This window comes from Humibacter albus DSM 18994 (assembly GCF_000421825.1).
In the GTDB taxonomy this organism is placed as follows: Bacteria; Actinomycetota; Actinomycetes; order Actinomycetales; family Microbacteriaceae; genus Humibacter; species Humibacter albus.
Map to the genome: position 1 here is coordinate 115,660 of NZ_ATXT01000016.1, position 15,301 is coordinate 130,960.

15 protein-coding genes are annotated in these 15,301 nt (G+C 69.3%); 5 read left to right on the forward strand and 10 right to left on the reverse strand.

The window, feature by feature from the left end; all coding sequences use genetic code 11:
• Positions 1 to 207: 207 nt before the first annotated feature.
• Together H623_RS0111995 and H623_RS0112000 are read right to left on the reverse strand one after the other, a co-directional pair.
• Entirely contained in the window at positions 208 to 1,050 is an 843-nt protein-coding gene (locus H623_RS0111995) for a hypothetical protein (RefSeq protein ID WP_022901175.1), read from the reverse strand.
• Complete coding sequence (locus tag H623_RS0112000; RefSeq protein ID WP_022901176.1) at positions 1,047 to 2,201, reverse strand: Gfo/Idh/MocA family protein; 1,155 nt, start codon at positions 2,199 to 2,201, stop codon at positions 1,047 to 1,049. The genes H623_RS0111995 and H623_RS0112000 overlap by 4 nt, the downstream gene beginning before the upstream one ends.
• A gap of 174 nt (positions 2,202 to 2,375) precedes the next feature.
• On the opposite strand from H623_RS0112000, the gene H623_RS19595 reads away from it, so the two are divergent.
• Positions 2,376 to 3,053 carry a TetR/AcrR family transcriptional regulator gene (locus tag H623_RS19595; protein ID WP_022901177.1) on the forward strand — a complete coding sequence of 226 codons (678 nt, stop codon included), beginning with the start codon at positions 2,376 to 2,378 and terminating at the stop codon, positions 3,051 to 3,053.
• A 19-nt stretch (positions 3,054 to 3,072) separates the two neighbouring features.
• On the opposite strand, the gene H623_RS0112010 is transcribed toward H623_RS19595, so the two are convergent.
• The 6 genes from H623_RS0112010 to H623_RS0112035 form a co-directional block, all read right to left on the reverse strand.
• Entirely contained in the window at positions 3,073 to 3,687 is a 615-nt protein-coding gene (locus H623_RS0112010; protein ID WP_022901178.1) for a response regulator transcription factor, read from the reverse strand.
• Complete coding sequence (locus tag H623_RS19600) at positions 3,684 to 4,889, reverse strand: sensor histidine kinase (RefSeq protein ID WP_245558987.1); 1,206 nt, start codon at positions 4,887 to 4,889, stop codon at positions 3,684 to 3,686. The genes H623_RS0112010 and H623_RS19600 overlap by 4 nt, the downstream gene beginning before the upstream one ends.
• A 122-nt stretch (positions 4,890 to 5,011) precedes the next feature.
• Positions 5,012 to 5,755 carry an ABC transporter permease gene (locus tag H623_RS0112020; protein WP_022901180.1) on the reverse strand — a complete coding sequence of 248 codons (744 nt, stop codon included), beginning with the start codon at positions 5,753 to 5,755 and terminating at the stop codon, positions 5,012 to 5,014.
• The gene (locus H623_RS19605; RefSeq protein ID WP_425402091.1) at positions 5,752 to 6,747 is read right to left on the reverse strand and encodes an ABC transporter ATP-binding protein; all 996 of its coding nucleotides are present in this window, start codon (positions 6,745 to 6,747) and stop codon (positions 5,752 to 5,754) included. The genes H623_RS0112020 and H623_RS19605 overlap by 4 nt, the downstream gene beginning before the upstream one ends.
• Positions 6,748 to 6,932: 185 nt before the next feature.
• Entirely contained in the window at positions 6,933 to 8,042 is a 1,110-nt protein-coding gene (gene purM, locus H623_RS0112030) for a phosphoribosylformylglycinamidine cyclo-ligase (RefSeq protein ID WP_022901182.1), read from the reverse strand.
• Positions 8,043 to 8,276: 234 nt separating this feature from the next.
• Complete coding sequence (locus tag H623_RS0112035; RefSeq protein ID WP_022901183.1) at positions 8,277 to 8,543, reverse strand: hypothetical protein; 267 nt, start codon at positions 8,541 to 8,543, stop codon at positions 8,277 to 8,279.
• A 266-nt stretch (positions 8,544 to 8,809) separates the two neighbouring features.
• Here H623_RS0112035 and purF point away from each other — a divergent pair, with 266 nt between their 5' ends.
• The 3 genes from purF (at position 8,810) to H623_RS0112055 (ending at position 12,404) form a co-directional block, all read left to right on the forward strand.
• Positions 8,810 to 10,270: an amidophosphoribosyltransferase gene (gene purF, locus H623_RS0112045; protein WP_022901184.1), complete on the forward strand. Its 1,461-nt coding sequence runs from the start codon at positions 8,810 to 8,812 to the stop codon at positions 10,268 to 10,270.
• A 551-nt stretch (positions 10,271 to 10,821) separates the two neighbouring features.
• Positions 10,822 to 11,709, forward strand: a complete 888-nt coding sequence (locus H623_RS22075) for an aggregation-promoting factor C-terminal-like domain-containing protein (protein WP_022901185.1) — start codon at positions 10,822 to 10,824, stop codon at positions 11,707 to 11,709.
• A 74-nt stretch (positions 11,710 to 11,783) separates the two neighbouring features.
• A complete protein-coding gene (locus tag H623_RS0112055; RefSeq protein WP_022901186.1) occupies positions 11,784 to 12,404 on the forward strand; it encodes an RDD family protein in 621 nt (206 codons plus the stop codon).
• Between the two features lie 133 nt (positions 12,405 to 12,537).
• On the opposite strand, the gene H623_RS19610 is transcribed toward H623_RS0112055, so the two are convergent.
• Both H623_RS19610 and H623_RS0112065 read right to left on the reverse strand, forming a co-directional pair.
• Positions 12,538 to 13,194: a hypothetical protein gene (locus H623_RS19610; RefSeq protein ID WP_022901187.1), complete on the reverse strand. Its 657-nt coding sequence runs from the start codon at positions 13,192 to 13,194 to the stop codon at positions 12,538 to 12,540.
• Positions 13,195 to 13,440: 246 nt separating this feature from the next.
• On the reverse strand, positions 13,441 to 13,803 hold the full coding sequence (locus tag H623_RS0112065) for a sterol carrier family protein (RefSeq protein ID WP_022901188.1): 363 nt from the start codon (positions 13,801 to 13,803) through the stop codon (positions 13,441 to 13,443).
• A gap of 178 nt (positions 13,804 to 13,981) precedes the next feature.
• Between H623_RS0112065 and purD the strand changes: the two genes are divergently transcribed.
• Positions 13,982 to 15,274 carry a phosphoribosylamine--glycine ligase gene (gene purD / locus H623_RS0112070; protein WP_022901189.1) on the forward strand — a complete coding sequence of 431 codons (1,293 nt, stop codon included), beginning with the start codon at positions 13,982 to 13,984 and terminating at the stop codon, positions 15,272 to 15,274.
• Positions 15,275 to 15,301 lie beyond the last annotated feature (27 nt).

Consider the following 15,301-nt stretch of genomic DNA (forward strand, 5'->3'; position numbering starts at 1 on the left):
GCTGACAGCGGAGCGGGCGTCGACGGTGCTGGCCGTGCCGACCAAATGGCTCGCAATTGCCTCGGCAGTATCAGGTCTCGCGAACGTTTCTGTCTCAAGTAGCGCGAACAGAACTACACGTGTATCAGTTACCGCGAACCAGTCTCAGATAGACGCGACATCAACAGCGATCGCAGTTCCCCTCAGTGAGGGATCTCGGTGGTGGCGTCAGTGGTCGCTGTGCTGCGAGAGCAGCCGCTGCGCTGTCTCGGCATCCGCGTGGATGTCTGCGAGCGCGTCCCCCTGTCGCCTTCCGTCCACGACGTCCCGCGCTCGCTGCCACGCCGCGCGATGCGACGTCTCCCAGACCGTGGGCCACTGGGTGGCGCCGGCCGGAGACGACACCGTCACGATGGCGGGCCGCGCCGCGACGGACGACGGGAGCGACACTGTCAGGGAGGTGGAGGCATCCACGACCCGGAGCACGGCTTCGGGACGCTCCGCGTTCGTCGCCACCACGTGGATCAGCACCGGGCGACCGCCGTCGAGCGCGCCCTGCGCGACGAGCGTGCGGGCGGTGCGCAGTGTGACGTGTGCTGACACGACGCCTCGGCCGGTCGCGGCCCTCGCCAGCGCGAGCAGCGGCAGCAGTCCCGAATCCGGACCGTCGGCGACCGGAACCGTCGCGCGAAGCTCCAGAAGCGCGTGCACGCCGACGCCGTCGATCGGCGCCGACAGCGTCTCCACGACGGGGTTGCCGGCGTAAGCACGGTCGGCGACCACGGGCAGAGGCAGGCGTGCGAGCACGGGCATCCCGGGCTCGACGACGATCACGACATGGGCGCTACCGCCTTGCGGCAGCCGGTCCGTCCATCCCGACGCGCCGTCGATCACGACTACGTCGGCGTGCTCGACGTCGGTCGCCGGAGCGAACGAGCGCGGAAGCGCCGCCAGCGTCGAGTCGAACGCCACCGCCTCCCGCGCTCCCGGAGCGCACGCGACGGTCAGCTTCGTTCCGTGGCGAGCGGAGTCCTGGGGGTGAAGGCCCTGGTCGTTCTTCGGCGAGGTCATGCGCGACTCCTCTCCAGCGCGGCGGCACGGGCCTTCTCGGCCGACTTCTCGGCGATGTCGAGCGCGAAGACCAGGTCGTCGATCAGTGTCTGCCGGGCGACGAGCGGCTCTGCGCCGTCGGCCAGCTCGGCCAGGTGCCGCCATTCGGCCTCATATCCGTTGTGGTCCGCCGGCGGGATGCTCGTGATCACCCCGGCGCGTCGCACGGTCGCTGTCGCCGACCCCGCCTGCACGTACGACGGGGTGAAATCGACGTCGAGGACAGTGTCGTCGTCGACGGCGACCAGCCGCCAGTCGGGAGCCCAGTTCTCGCTGTTCACCGCGTGCAGCTCGATCGTCACGTCCCCGGCGCGCAGTTCGACGAGATAGCCCGCCGGGGCGAGCCCTTCGGCCGAGACCACCTCGGTGCTGCGCCACAGCTCAGGGTCGACGTTGTCGAGCAGTCGACGGACGTGCGGCAGATTGTGAATGGCGAGTCCCATGATCCCTCCCGTCACCCTGGCGGCCACGGCATCGGCGTCGTCCGGGTCGGCTGGCGGCTGCGGCGGAACGTCGGGTCGCACCACCTCGGTGGCGAAGTCCTCGAACCGTGGGTTGGGCGGCAGCAGGATCGAGGAGCGGATCGTGTGCGGCGTGAACCCGGGCGCGCTCTCCAGCGCGGATCGCCAGCCGGCATCGTAGACATGCATCGTGCCCACGATGATCGGCACCCCGGTCTCGGCCGAGACGTCGGCGATGGCGGATGCCTGCTCCCCCGACATCGCGAACGGCTTCTCGCACAGCACGGCACGTTTGCCCGCGCGGCAGGCGGCGATCACCTGCTCCGCGTGGAACGGGTGGGGCGAGCAGATCGCCACCACCTCGACCTCGGGATCAGCCAGCAGCTCCTCCTGGCTCGAGCTCCAGGCCGCGCCCACGCGCGAGGCGACGGACTCCGCGACGGCGGGGTCGACATCCATGATGCGCACGATGCGGAATCGGTCGGTGAGCCTGGCGAGCGTCGGCAGATGGATGGCCTGCGTGACGGGGCCGGCGCCGAGGATGCCGACGCCGAGCCGGGCGCGGCCATCCCTCTCCTTCGCCCTGACCGCTTCGAAACCGGTGTCGGATCCGCCGAGCGGCATGTCGTGTTCGCCGTTCGGGACGCTCATCGCGTGCCTCGTTCGCGGCGGCGTGCTCGGGTGATGTATCGACGCATGTTGCTCCTCGTCGAGCGGTTGATTCGGCGGATGCGAAACAGGACCGGACAGTCATGTTCGGTTGAACTATAAACAGACGGTTATGTTTGACGCAAGGCATACTCTCGTTCTCGTGAGAGGACATCCATGACGGACCGTCCATCGCCGAAGAAGGCGCGAGGTCCTTACCGCAACGGTCTGCGCCGGCGCCGCGAGATCGTGGCCGCCGCCGCCGTCGTCTTCGGCCGCTACGGGTACCGGGCCGGGTCGCTGCGGGCCATCGCCGACCTCGTCGGCACGACTCCGGCCACGCTCGTCGCCTACTTCACGAACAAGGAGGGCCTGCTCATCGCGGTGCTGCAGCACTGGCGTGAGGAATCGGATCCCATCACCGTCGCCTTCGAGGGTCTCGACTTCATCAGGGCGTTCGTGCTTCTCATGCGGTATCACGACGCGCACCGCGGGCTGATGGAGCTGTTCCTCACCATGTCGATCGAGGCCGCGCGCGAAGAGCATCCGGCGCACGAGTTCATGATCGAACGGCAGCGTCACACCAAGGACACCATGATCCGCTGCCTGAAGTCGGCGCACGCGGACGGGCACATCGCGCCGCTCTCGAACGACGAGCTCGAAGAGGAGGCCCGGCTGCTCATCGCGGGGCTCGACGGCCTGGAACTGCAGTGGATGCTCGACCCGCGCCTCGACCTGGAGGCCGTCGTGCGCCGCCTCATCGACGCGTCGATCGCCCGGTGGAGCGATCGGCCGCTCGCCGTCGTCGCGACCGAGACCGACGCCTGGCTGTCGGAGCACGGCCAGGCGCGCTGACGCAGTGGCACGGCCGCGCCTACAGCCAGCCGTTCGCGGCGGCCTGCGCCGCGGCATCCGCCCGGTTGCGCGCGCCCGTCTTGCCGATGGCCGCCGAGAGATGGTTGCGCACGGTGCCCTGCGACAGATGCAGCTCCCGGGCGATCTCGCCGACGGTGCCGCCGAGCGCGGCCACGCGCAGAACCTCCGCCTCGCGCTGCGTGAGCGGAGAGACACCGGAAGCCAGCGACTCGGCCGCCAGCGCCGGATCCACGACGCGCAGTCCCTGCGCGACGCGACGCACGGCATCCGCGAGTTGGGCCGCCGGCGTGTCCTTCACGACGAACCCGCTCGCGCCGGCTTCCATGGCCCGTCGCAGGTAGCCGGGCCGCCCGAACGTCGTCACGATCAGCGATCGGCACTGCGGCAGCTCGCGGTGCAGGATGCCCGCCACCGTCAGCCCGTCCGCCCCCGGCATCTCCACGTCGAGCAGGGCGACGTGCGCGTTCGTCTCCCGTGCGGCATCCAGAACCTCGTCGCCTCGTCCGACCTGCGCGACGATGGTGAGGTCGGTCTCGAGCTCGAGCAGTGCGGCGAGCGCACCACGCACGAGGGCCTGGTCGTCGGCGAGCAGCAGCCTGATCGGTTCACTCACTGCGCTCCTCCCGTGCGCCGGGCCGTACGAGAGGAGGCTCCGGACGGCACGCGAACGGCGACGACCGTGCCGCCGTCCTCCCCCGGCTCGACCGTGACCTCGCCGCCCACCTGCGCGGCGCGCTCGCGCATGCCGGCCAGGCCGTGGCCGTCGCCGCCTGCGGGCCCGGCGGTCGTGGCCGTTCCCCGGCCGTCGTCGCCGACGATGACGGCACGTCTCTCGAGCGCGACCCAGCAGTTCTTCGCACGGGCGTGCCGCACGACGTTGGTCACCGCTTCGCGCAGCACCCACGCGAAGACCTCGCGCAGCTCGGGCTCGACGGCGTCACCGGATGCCGGCAGATGCGGCTTCACTCCCGCCGCGACGAGTGCGGCGTGCGCTGCGGCAAGCTCCGTGTCGAGGCTCATCGCGCGGTACCCGGCGACGGACGCGCGCAGATCGGCGAGCGCGGATCTGCTCAGGCGCTCGATGTCGACGAGCTCCGCCTGTGCGCGCTGCGGGTCCTGCGCCATCACCCTCCTGGCGAGCTCGCTCTTCACCGTGACCACGGTGAGCGAGTGCCCGAGAACGTCATGCATGTCGCGGGCGAAACGCTCTCGCTCATCGACCACGGCCAGCCTCGCGATCTCGCTCTGGGCATCCCGCAGCCGCACCACAGCACGGATCTGCTGACCGAACGCGAACATCATGATCGAGATGGATGCCGTCAGCGCGGCCGCATACCAGTTGCCCAGGAATGTGCCGGTCGCCGCCGTCACGATGAGCTGGGCCACCACGACGACCGCGATGGTGCCGATGATGAACGCCGCCGGGAGCCAGCTCATCGCCGCCATGATCGGCACGTAGATCCAGAGCCAGACGGTGTTGATCCCGATCAAGGGGAAGCCGAGACAGGTCAGGGCGACGAATGAGGCGAACACCGCGGCGGCGACCGGCCACGGTCGCCCCCACAGCAACGGCGGTATCACGACGTAGGCGACGCCGACGGCCGTGATGAGCGCCGTGGAGAGCACAGCGATCAACGTCGGGGTGTGTGCTGAAGTCCAGATGGACGCGATCGGCACGGCGAGGTAGGCGACGCCCCAGAGCGAGCCGAAGAACCACTTGCGGCTCCCGCGCAGACGAAGCCGGGCGCGGGCATCCCGTGCGATCGACCAGCGAGGATGCCCATCTTCTCGAGCGTCGTCGGCTTGCGTCACCACGTGCTCCAGCGTAAGCGCGGCCCGGCCGTCGGCATCATCGGTGCTGGCTGTGCCGTTCCGGACGACCGGGCCCGGCACGCCAGGCACGGCCGTCCGGAACGGAACGGCGGAGGAGGCGCGGCTCACTGACGCGCCGCGTCCCGACGGTAGCGCCACGTGATGAAGGCGCCGAGCACGAGCGTCCAGCCGAGCAGCACGAGCACCGGCTCGAGGATGTCTCCGCCCATTCCGGCGCCCATCTGCCCGAGACGGTTGAGCCAGTACGACGGCACGACCTGGGCGATGTTCGTCATCCAATCCGGCAGCACCGACAGCGGAACCCAGAGCCCGCCGAGGATCGCCATGCCGAGGAAGACGACCATGAACAGCGGCTGCGCGAACTGCGGCTTGGCGAACTGGCCGATCAGCACGGCGATGAGGGCGAACGGGATGACGCCGAGCCAGAGTCCGAGTGCGGCCAGCGCCCACCCGCCGAAGCTCAGCGAGGCGTGGAAGACGATCACCGAGATGACCATCAGCGCGATGATGCTGGCCAGGGCGACGGCGAGCGCCGCGACCACCTTCGACATCAGGTAGCCGACGCCGGTGAGAGGCGTCAGGCGTAACTGGCGGTTCCAGCCCACCGAGCGCTCCGTGACGATGGTGAACGCCTGGCCGAGCGCGGCCATCATGCCGCCGTAGCCCGCCATCTGCACGGTCGTCACGACGATCCAGGGCAGGCCGGTCACTTTGTCGATCTGGCCGCTCGACCCGTAGATGCCGCCGAAGAGCAGCAGCATCACGAGCGGGACGGCGAACGTGAAGACGGTGGACCGCACGTTCTTCAGCTGACGGACCGATTCGAGTCCGAGGTAGGCGATGCTCATGAGCGGTCTCCGATCAGGGTGGATTCTTCGGCTTCGATGCGAGGCGCCCGCTCGATGGCGTCGGGAACGGACTTCGACGCGGATGCCGTCAGCGCGAGGAACGCGTCGTCCATCGAGTGGGCGGTCACCTCGATGTCGTGCACGTCCTGGTGATGCGAGAGCAGGGTGCGCAGGGCGGCATCCGAGTCGTCGCTGACGAGGGTCAGCACGTCGCCGCGGTGATCGATGCTGCGCACACCGGGCAGCTCGTAGAGCTCCGCCTCGATCGCCGGGCTCCACGCGAAGTCGAATGACGCGCGGATGCGGCGGCCGGAGACGACGGCCTTCACCTCACCGGGTGTGCCGTCGGCGACCACGCGGCCGGCCGCCATCATCACGATGCGGTCGGCGTAGGCATCCGCCTCGTCGAGATAGTGGGTGGCGAAGACGACGGTGCGGCCGGCGTCCGTGAACTCGCGCATGGACTGCCAGAACGTACGGCGGGCCTCCACGTCCATGGCGGCCGTCGGCTCGTCGAGGATGAGCAGGTCGGGGTTGGAGACGATCGCGACGGCGAACCGCGCGCGCTGCATCTGGCCGCCGGAGAGCTTGCTCACCCTCTGCTTAGCGATCTCGGTGCACTTGGCGCGCTCGAGCGCCTCGGACACCGACAGCGGATGCCTGTGCGCGGCGGCGATCAGCGCCACCGACTGGGCGACCGTCATGGTGGGCAGCAGTGCGCCGCCCTGCAGCATGGCGCCGACGCGGCCGGTCTCGATCGCGGCACGGGGCTCGCCGCCGAAGAGCTCGGCGGTGCCCGCGGTGGGCGTGGCGAATCCCAGCGCGAGGTCGATGGTCGTCGACTTGCCGGCGCCGTTCGGCCCGAGCAGGGCCACGACCTCGCCGGGCTGAATGGTCAGGTCGATGCCGTCGACGGCCGCGAGTTGCCCGAAGTTCTTGTGCAGGCTGCGCAGCCGGATCGCCGGCGCTGTGGGTGATGGAGTGGTGTTCACGGTTTCCATCGAAGCGGCGAGCGGATGCCCGTGCCTCGGCCGTGCATCACCTCCTGCCCGTGACATTTGTCACGTTCGCGGCCGCGGGACCGCGCAGCAGCGAGGCCGGTCGGCATCGGGTGCGACGTCGGTCCGCGTGGAACGCGACGTCAGTCCGTTGAACGACATCAGTCCGTCGAACGACGTCAGTCCGCGTACGCGCCGACGAGGCGCACGGCGCCGCCGTCGACGCCCTTGGCACCCTGCTCGTAACCGGTGAGGTCGCGCTCGGCGGTCGAGACGGTGCCGACCTGCCAGGCCGGAATGCCGTCCACCGCGAGGGTCGAGACGACGGTCGCCGCGACATCCGCTTCGACGACGGCGAAGAAGCCGACGCCCAGGTTCCAGGTGCCCTCGGAACTCTCGAGCGTGGTTCCCGCAAGGTCGCCGAGCACGCGGAACACCGGTGACGGGCTCCACGTGGAACGATCGACGTCGACCCACGAGCCGCGCGGCAGCACGCGCGCCAGGTTCGCGGCGATGCCACCGCCCGTCACATGCGAGAGCGCATGCACGGATGCTCCGCTCGGCGACGCGAGCACGCGCAGCAGCGGCGCGGTGTACAGCCGCGTCGGCTCGAGCAGCGTTTCGCCCACCACGCCGCCGAACTCGGCGAGACTGTCGGTGAAGGCGATGTTCCGCTGCGCCAGGATGTGCCTCACGAGGGAGTACCCGTTCGAGTGCAGCCCGGAGCTGCCCAAAGCGAGCACCACATCGCCGTTCCGTACCTTCTCGGGCCCGAGCACGGCATCCGCCTCGACGGCTCCGGTCGCGGCACCGGCCACGTCGTAGTCGTCGGGCCCGAGCAGCCCGGGATGCTCCGCCGTCTCACCGCCGACGAGTGCCGTGCGCGTCTCGGAGCAGGCCGCGGCGATGCCGCGCACGATGTCGGCGATGCGTTCGGGCACGACCTTGCCGCACGCGATGTAGTCGGTCATGAACAGCGGTCGCGCGCCCACCACGACGATGTCGTCGACGACCATGCCGACCAGGTCCTGGCCGATCGTGTCGTGCTTGTCGAGCGCCTGCGCGATGGCCACCTTGGTGCCGACGCCGTCGGTCGAGGTGGCCAGCAGCGGGCGGCGGTAGCCGCGCAACGCGGAGGCGTCGAAGAGCCCGGCGAAACCGCCGACTCCACCCAGCACCTCTGGTCCGTGCGTCTTCGCGACGGCGGACTTCATGAGCTCGACCGCGAGGTCTCCTGCTGCGGTGTCGACACCGGCTTCGCGGTAGGTGCTGGTGGAGTTCTCGGTCACGGCCTCCAGCCTAGCTTTCGGGAGCATCGCTCCCTCATGGTCGTGGAGGGCGCCGGCGACCGGTCGGCTCTTATGGGATCGGTTCCGGCGGCGGACGCTGAGCGCGCTCGGCCACGACCGTCATCCGGTTCCAGGCGCCGGTCGCGAAAGGCGGAGAGCCCGGTGCCGTCGACCGGACGAGCGACGGCGTTCAGAAACGTTGTTCGGCGACGGTCTGAGCCGCTGCAAGAACGGTCAGAGCCGTTGCAGGTGCGGGCGCGGCCCTTCGAGCCGTGCGATCGCGACCTTCACCTCGACGAGTTCATCCTTCACACCGGTGATCTGGTGTCGAACATCGGCGATCTCGCCCTCCACTCGCTCGAACCGCGCATCGATCCTGTCGAACCGCTCGTCAAGCTTCTTCGTCTGAGTCGCGAGCATGCCTCTGACGCCGCCCAGCACCGCCACCATGAAGGCGAAGAGGGCGATGATCATCCCGATCACATCGGCCGACACGAACACCCTCCCATTCTGCCCGTCGGAACCCGGGTCCACCAGTCAACGTAGGGGAGCAGCCCCAGAGCCTGACGCACCCGACCAGCCGGCGGTGGATCGCCCGCCCGGTATCGAGGTTGTGGACGGAGAGCCGTGATGCGGCACCCTATTGCGCGAGGTGAACGTGGGCGAGGCGCACTCAGCTTGCTCAGATGAGCGGCGCGTCAAGTCGTGCGAGAATCATCTCGCCGGATTCCCGGCCCCCATCCACACCCCAGGAGCACCTCTCCAGCATGTGCGGCATCGTCGGCATCGTCTCTACCGAGCCGGTCAACCAACTGGTCTACGACAGCCTCCTTCTTCTGCAGCACCGCGGGCAGGACTCCACCGGCATCGCCACGGCCGAAGGCAGCAGCTTCCACATCCACAAGGGCCGCGGGCAGGTGCGCGAAGCGTTCCGCACGCGCGACATGCGCTCACTGCGCGGAACCATGGGCCTGGGCCACGCGCGCTACGCCACCCGCGGCGACGCGGCGAACGAGCAGGAGGCGCAGCCGTTCTACGTGAACGCGCCGTACGGCATCATCCTGGTGCACAACGGCAACCTCACGAACACGCGCGAGCTCGCCGACGACCTGTTCCACATCGACCGCCGGCACGTGAACTCCACGAGCGACACCGAGATGCTGCTCAACGTGTTCGCCACCGAACTGCAGGGGCAGATCAAGGGGCTCGAGTTCGATCCCGACCAGGTCTTCAATGCCGTCGAGCAGGTGCACGAGCGCGTCGAGGGCGCGTACGCCGCGATCGCGATGGTCGCCGGACAGGGGATGCTCGCCTTCCGCGACCCGTTCGGCATCCGTCCGCTCATCCTGGGCCGCCGCCCTGCGGGACTCGTCGGCGAAGAGTGGATCGTGGCATCCGAATCGGTCGTGCTCGAGGCGCTCGGCTACGAGGTCGTGCGGGATGTCGCCCCCGGCGAGGCCGTGTTCATCACGCTCTCCGGTGAGCTCTACTCGCGGCAGTGCGCGAAGAACCCGGTGCTCATCCCGTGCTCGTTCGAATACGTCTACCTCGCCCGCCCGGACTCCGTGATGAACGGCATCTCGGTGTACGAGGCGAGGCTGCGATTGGGCAACCGCCTGGCCGACACCATCGAGCGTTACGCACCGCTCGGCGACGTCGATGTCGTCATGCCTATTCCGGACTCGTCGCGACCGGCGGCATCCCAGGTCGCGCAGAAGCTCGGCATCGAGTACCGCGAGGGCTTCTACAAGAACCGCTATGTCGGACGAACATTCATCATGCCGGGGCAGGCGCAGCGCAAGAAGAGCGTGAGGCAGAAGCTCAACGCCATGTCGAGCGAGTTCAAGGGCAAGAACGTGCTCATCGTCGACGACTCGATCGTGCGCGGAACGACCTCGAAGGAGATCGTCGACATGGCGAGAGCGGCCGGCGCGAACAAGGTGACGTTCACGTCCGCGGCGCCGCCCGTGCGGTACCCGCACGTGTACGGCATCAACATGCCGAGCCGCGAGGAGCTGATCGCCGCCGGACGCAAGATCCCGGAGATCACGCTGGAACTCGGCGCCGACGCGCTCATCTACCAAGAGGTCGGCGACATGCAGGATGCCATCCTCGAGGGCCAGAGCGCCGTCACCGAGCTCGAGATGAGCTGCTTCACCGGCGAGTACGTCACCGGGACGGTGACACCCGAGTACCTCGAGTGGGTCGAGCGAACCCAGCTGAGCTGACGGCCGTGCGGACGTCGTTGGCGCGCTGGCGGGACTGCGCCAGGCATTCGAGAAGAGAGGTGCTCTGCACGGCCGAGAGCGCCCGTAAGAAGTTCCCGTCTCGAGTTGCGAAATCGTTATAAATGTGATTTGCCGGCCGAAATCCGCGGAATTCCGCGGTGAAACCGTTCCCAGGAATCTCGGACGACCTGTGGACGACCTGTCCAGAGCACCTGCGTAACGTTGCGCGGGTTGTCGGACGCGGCATCCCGACCCGAAAAGCACGGATCAGGCGAAAACGGCCTCTCCCAGGGATGCAGCCTCACGACGACCGCCCGAACCGCCCACGGTCGCGAAGGGCGCGCTGCTTGCCCCAGGGTGCACCAACCGGAGACTTCTCCTGAGTGCGTGCACCGGTGACGTGTCGTGTGTTCCTCGCTTCGATGTGACGGCCGGACGACCAGCCCGCACGGGAGAGCACGGCACACGAGCCGGCACGATCCCGTTGCCCCGGCGAGCGTGCGCGTGACCCGGGGTGGACAAAGCGGGGAAGCACCGAGCAACGGAACCACGTGACCTTTCTGCACCGCGCGCCCGCCGGCATCCGACAGTCCCTTTCTTCGCTCTCCGGCGCCACGGTCCGCCATCGACGCTCGTTGCGCGTGACGGCCGCCGCGGTCTTGGCGGTCACCGCCGTCGTCACGCCCGTCGCCGTGCAGGCCGCCTCCGCGGCCACACCTGCGACGACCGGTTCGAGCGCTGCGCAGACCGCTGCCGCGGAGGACTCGTTCCGGGCCCTCGCCGACGCCAAGCAGACGGCGAAGCAGGTGAGCGGCCATGCCGATCTCACCCAGCTGAAGAGCGCCATCGACGACCTCGAGAACAACTATTCGTCCGACCCGGCGATCCTGACCAAACTGGCCGGCGCGGCCGACTCGGCGGTCGTGCTCGCCAAGGCCAGCGCGGCGGGCAATGAAGCCGGCGCCAAGATCGCGCAGGCCGCGGTGGCGAAGGCGCAGGCCGAAGCGGCGGCAAAGGCTGCCGCCGAAGCCAAGGCCAAGGCCGCGGCAGAAGCCAAGGCGCAGGCCGAGGCGGAAGCTCAGGCAGAGGCATCCAGTGCGTCCTCGTCGGCTCCGACGGTCTCCGTCTCTGTGTCGCCGGGTTCTGCCCAGGCGATCGCACAGTCGATGATGGCCAGCCAGTACGGCTGGGGCGACGACCAGTTCCAGTGCCTCGTAAGCCTGTGGAACCGCGAGTCCGGATGGTCCACCACGGCCGGCAACCCCGACGGCGCTTACGGCATCCCGCAGGCGCTGCCCGGATCGAAGATGGCGAGCGCGGGAGCAGACTGGCAGACCAGCGCCTCCACGCAGATCGCCTGGGGCCTCGGCTACATCTCCGGCTCGTACGGCTCGCCGTGCGGCGCCTGGACACACTCCCAGTCCACCGGCTGGTATTGAGCGCGCAGCGCGAACATTGAGCGCGCAGCGCGAACGCTGAGCGCCGAACACTGAACGCGGAGTAGCGTCGCCACGTGCATCGACACCCGTGGCGTCGCCTCCTGGCCTGGCTCATCGACTGGATGTTCGTGCTCGTGTGGGCCGCGATCGTCGCCGCCGTCGGCATCCCCCTGTATCTGACCGGCGTAACCGGGAGCGTGGACCCGATCACGCTCAATGTGATCGCCTCGCTCATCATGGTCGCGCCCGTCACGCTCGCGCTCGCCTGGCTCGAGTCGAGCCGGTGGCACGCGACGCTCGGCAAGCGCGCACTCGGCATCCGTGTCGTCGGGACGAGCCGAGGGACGAATCGAGAGGTCGACCGCGCGGCGAGCGCCGCGAGGAGAACAAGCACGAACGATGACACGTCATCCGGAACCGAGCCGACCACCGCCGCGGGAATCGCTGCCCGCATCTCGTTCGGCACGGCGCTGCTGCGGAACGCACTGAAGATCGCGCTTCCGTGGCTCATCGGCCATGCCGCGGTGATCGCCATCACCGATTCCGGCGCGGGTTCAGCGCCCTCCGTCGGCGTGTGGGTCCTCACACTGGCGGCCTATGCGCTGCCCATCGTCTACGTCGTCTCACTGTTCCTGCGTCGCGGGGCGACGCCCTACGACGTCGCTGCGCGCACGGCCGTGGTGAGCGCGCTCTGACGCTCGCAACGCCACCCGGGTCGTGGATCGACAACGGGTTGAAGGACGAACCGAGCAGCAGGTAGAAGAGAGCGAGCAGGCAATCCCGCGTGCGTTCTCCCCGTTTCTCGCTACCGTCGCCCCGTCTCGTCGGTCAGCGTGGGAGCTTCTCGTCGCCGTCGGTGCGTTCCGTGCCGTCCGCGCGTTCGGCGCCATCCGTGCTTTCGGTGCCGGTTGCGGCGTTGTCGCCCACCGTGCCAGCGGCCGGCTCGCCTGCTCCGGCAGCAGCAGTGTCGTGCTCGGACTGGGCCGGAAGCTCGCCCAGGTCGGGGAGTTCCGAGGACTCTGACGGGGCATCCGGTTCGCGCACATCGATGCGGTCGGCCATCACCGTGCGCTCCGTGCGTCTGGTGGCTGCCGCCGCGAGGATGGCGGCGGCAGCTCCGAGACCGACACCGACGGCGACGGATGCCACCAGCACGAACCCGAAGACCGTGTTGCGGTCGTATCCGCTGCCCTGGGGGAACGAGTACGTCACGATGAACGACGCAATGCCGAGCACCGCTCCGCCGAGCACCATGAAGCGGCCATAGCGCGGCGTGCGACGCACCCGAACCTGCTGCTCGGAGGCGATCTCGGCGACTTCGCGTTCCGCACCGTCGGCGTCGGACTCTGCGGGATCCGCCTCGTTCCGGCTGGGCTCCGCAGGGTCGCGATCGTCGTCGCCTGGCGTGCGACGGGCATCAACCAACTCCTCGTGAGCGGTCGAGGTCAGCGGATCGGTCGAGTCGTCGTGGGGGTCGTGCGGCACGCCTCCATTGTCGCGCACTCCGAACAGGGCCCGCTGGGAACGTGAGCGCGACAAGTCCCGGGCCGAGCACGCGGGGCCGAGCGCGGGGGGGCCGAGCACGGGGGGCCGAGCACGGGGGGCCGAGGCTCCTCGGCTTGGCGGTGGACGACGAGCGCAGGAGCGGGGTGGCGGAGGTGCGTTCCCAGCGGGCACCTCAGCGACCTCCGGAGGGGCGGCGCTCCTCAGCGAGTTCCGAAGGGATACTCCTCAGCGCGGGCGATAGACCGGCAGGAATCCGTCGAGTGTGGCACGGGTGCCGGAGGCGTAGACCTTCCCGGATGCCGCCGCCTCGTCCCACGAGAGACCACCAGTAGCGAGGGCGAGCCAGGTGGCGGCATCCAACTCGACAACGTTCGGCGGGGTGCCCCGGGTGTGCCGGGGCCCTTCGATGCACTGCACGGCGCCGAACGGCGGCACGCGCACCTCCACCGAGTTGCCGGGCACCTTGTCGGCGAGCGCCTGCAGCAGGTAGCGCACGGCCATCGCCGTGGAATCGCGGCTCGCTGCGGGAGCGAGCGCCGCCGAGACCGCGGCCATGCCGTCCGGTTCGCTGATGCGTGCTCGGGCCATGGCTCCATTGTGCCCGTCGCGCCGTTCGCAACTCAGGATGCGAGCCGTTTCCCACGCGCGGAAGACGAGGAAAGCGAGGCTATCCGGGCGCCCGCAGGCCCGTGGCCGCGTCACCCGTGCCTGCGGCCCTGAATCATGAACCGTGGCCGACCGCCGGGGGCACCCTACGATGGGCAGAATGAGGATTCTCGTTCTGGGCTCCGGCGCGCGCGAGCACGCCATCATCCGTGCTCTTCTGGCGGAGGACGCCGACCACGACATCACCGCGGCGCCCGGCAACGCAGGAATCGCCGACGACGTGCGCACGATCGGCCTCGATGCGAACGACTCACAGGCCGTCGCCGACTACGCGCAGCAGCACGGAGTGCAGCTCGTGGTGATCGGCCCTGAGGCGCCCCTGGTGGCCGGCGTCAGCGACGCGGTGCGGGAGCGCGGCATCCCGGTGTTCGGCCCGAGCAAGGAGGCTGCACAGATCGAGGGCTCGAAGTCGTTCGCGAAGCGCATCATGCAGGGCGCTGGCGTTCCGACCGGGAGCGCCGAGACCGTGGACTCGGTCGAGACGGCGACGGCCGCGCTGGACCGGTTCGGCGCCCCCTACGTGGTGAAGGCGAATGGTCTCGCCGCCGGCAAGGGCGTACTCGTCACGCCCGAGCGCGACGCCGCGATCGCCCACGCCGCGCAATGGCTCAACAGCGGAACCGTGCTGATCGAAGAATTCCTCGAGGGCCGCGAGGTGTCGCTCTTCCTGCTCAGCGATGGCGAGAACGTGCTGCCGCTCTCTCCCGCCCAGGACTACAAGCGACTGCTCGACGGCGACGAAGGCCCGAACACCGGGGGCATGGGCGCCTACTCGCCGGTGCCCTGGCTCGAAGAGGACTTCGTCGACGAGGTCATCGAGACCATCGCGCTGCCCACGGTGCGGCAGCTCGCCGCCGAGGGCACGCCGTTCGTCGGTCTGCTCTATTGCGGACTCATCGTCACGGATGCCGGCCCGCGCGTCATCGAATTCAACGCGCGCTTCGGAGACCCCGAGACCCAGGTCGTGCTGCCGCGCTTGATCACGCCGCTCTCCGAGCTGCTGTTCGCGGCTTCGACCGGCGGCCTCGGCGGGATGCCCCGCCCCGAGTTCGCGTTCGACGTCGCCGTGACCGTCGTGCTCGCCAGCGAGGGGTACCCGGAAGCGCCGGTGACGGGACGGATCATTCTCGGCCTGGATGCGGCATCCGAGGTTCCCGAAGTCCAGGTGCTGCACGCCGCGACCGATGTCAGGGCCATCTCGACGGATGCCACCTCGAGCTGGTCGACGGAGAACCTCATCGCCACCGGTGGTCGCGTGCTCAACGTCGTAGCGCTCGGCTCCACGTTCGAGGAGGCGCGCGACCGCGCCTATGCGGCGATCGGCACGATCTCGCTCGAGGGCGGGCAGTACCGCACCGACATCGCTGCTTCGGTCGCGCCCGCCGCGCACTGAGGCGGCCCGCGCCCGCCGCATCTCGGT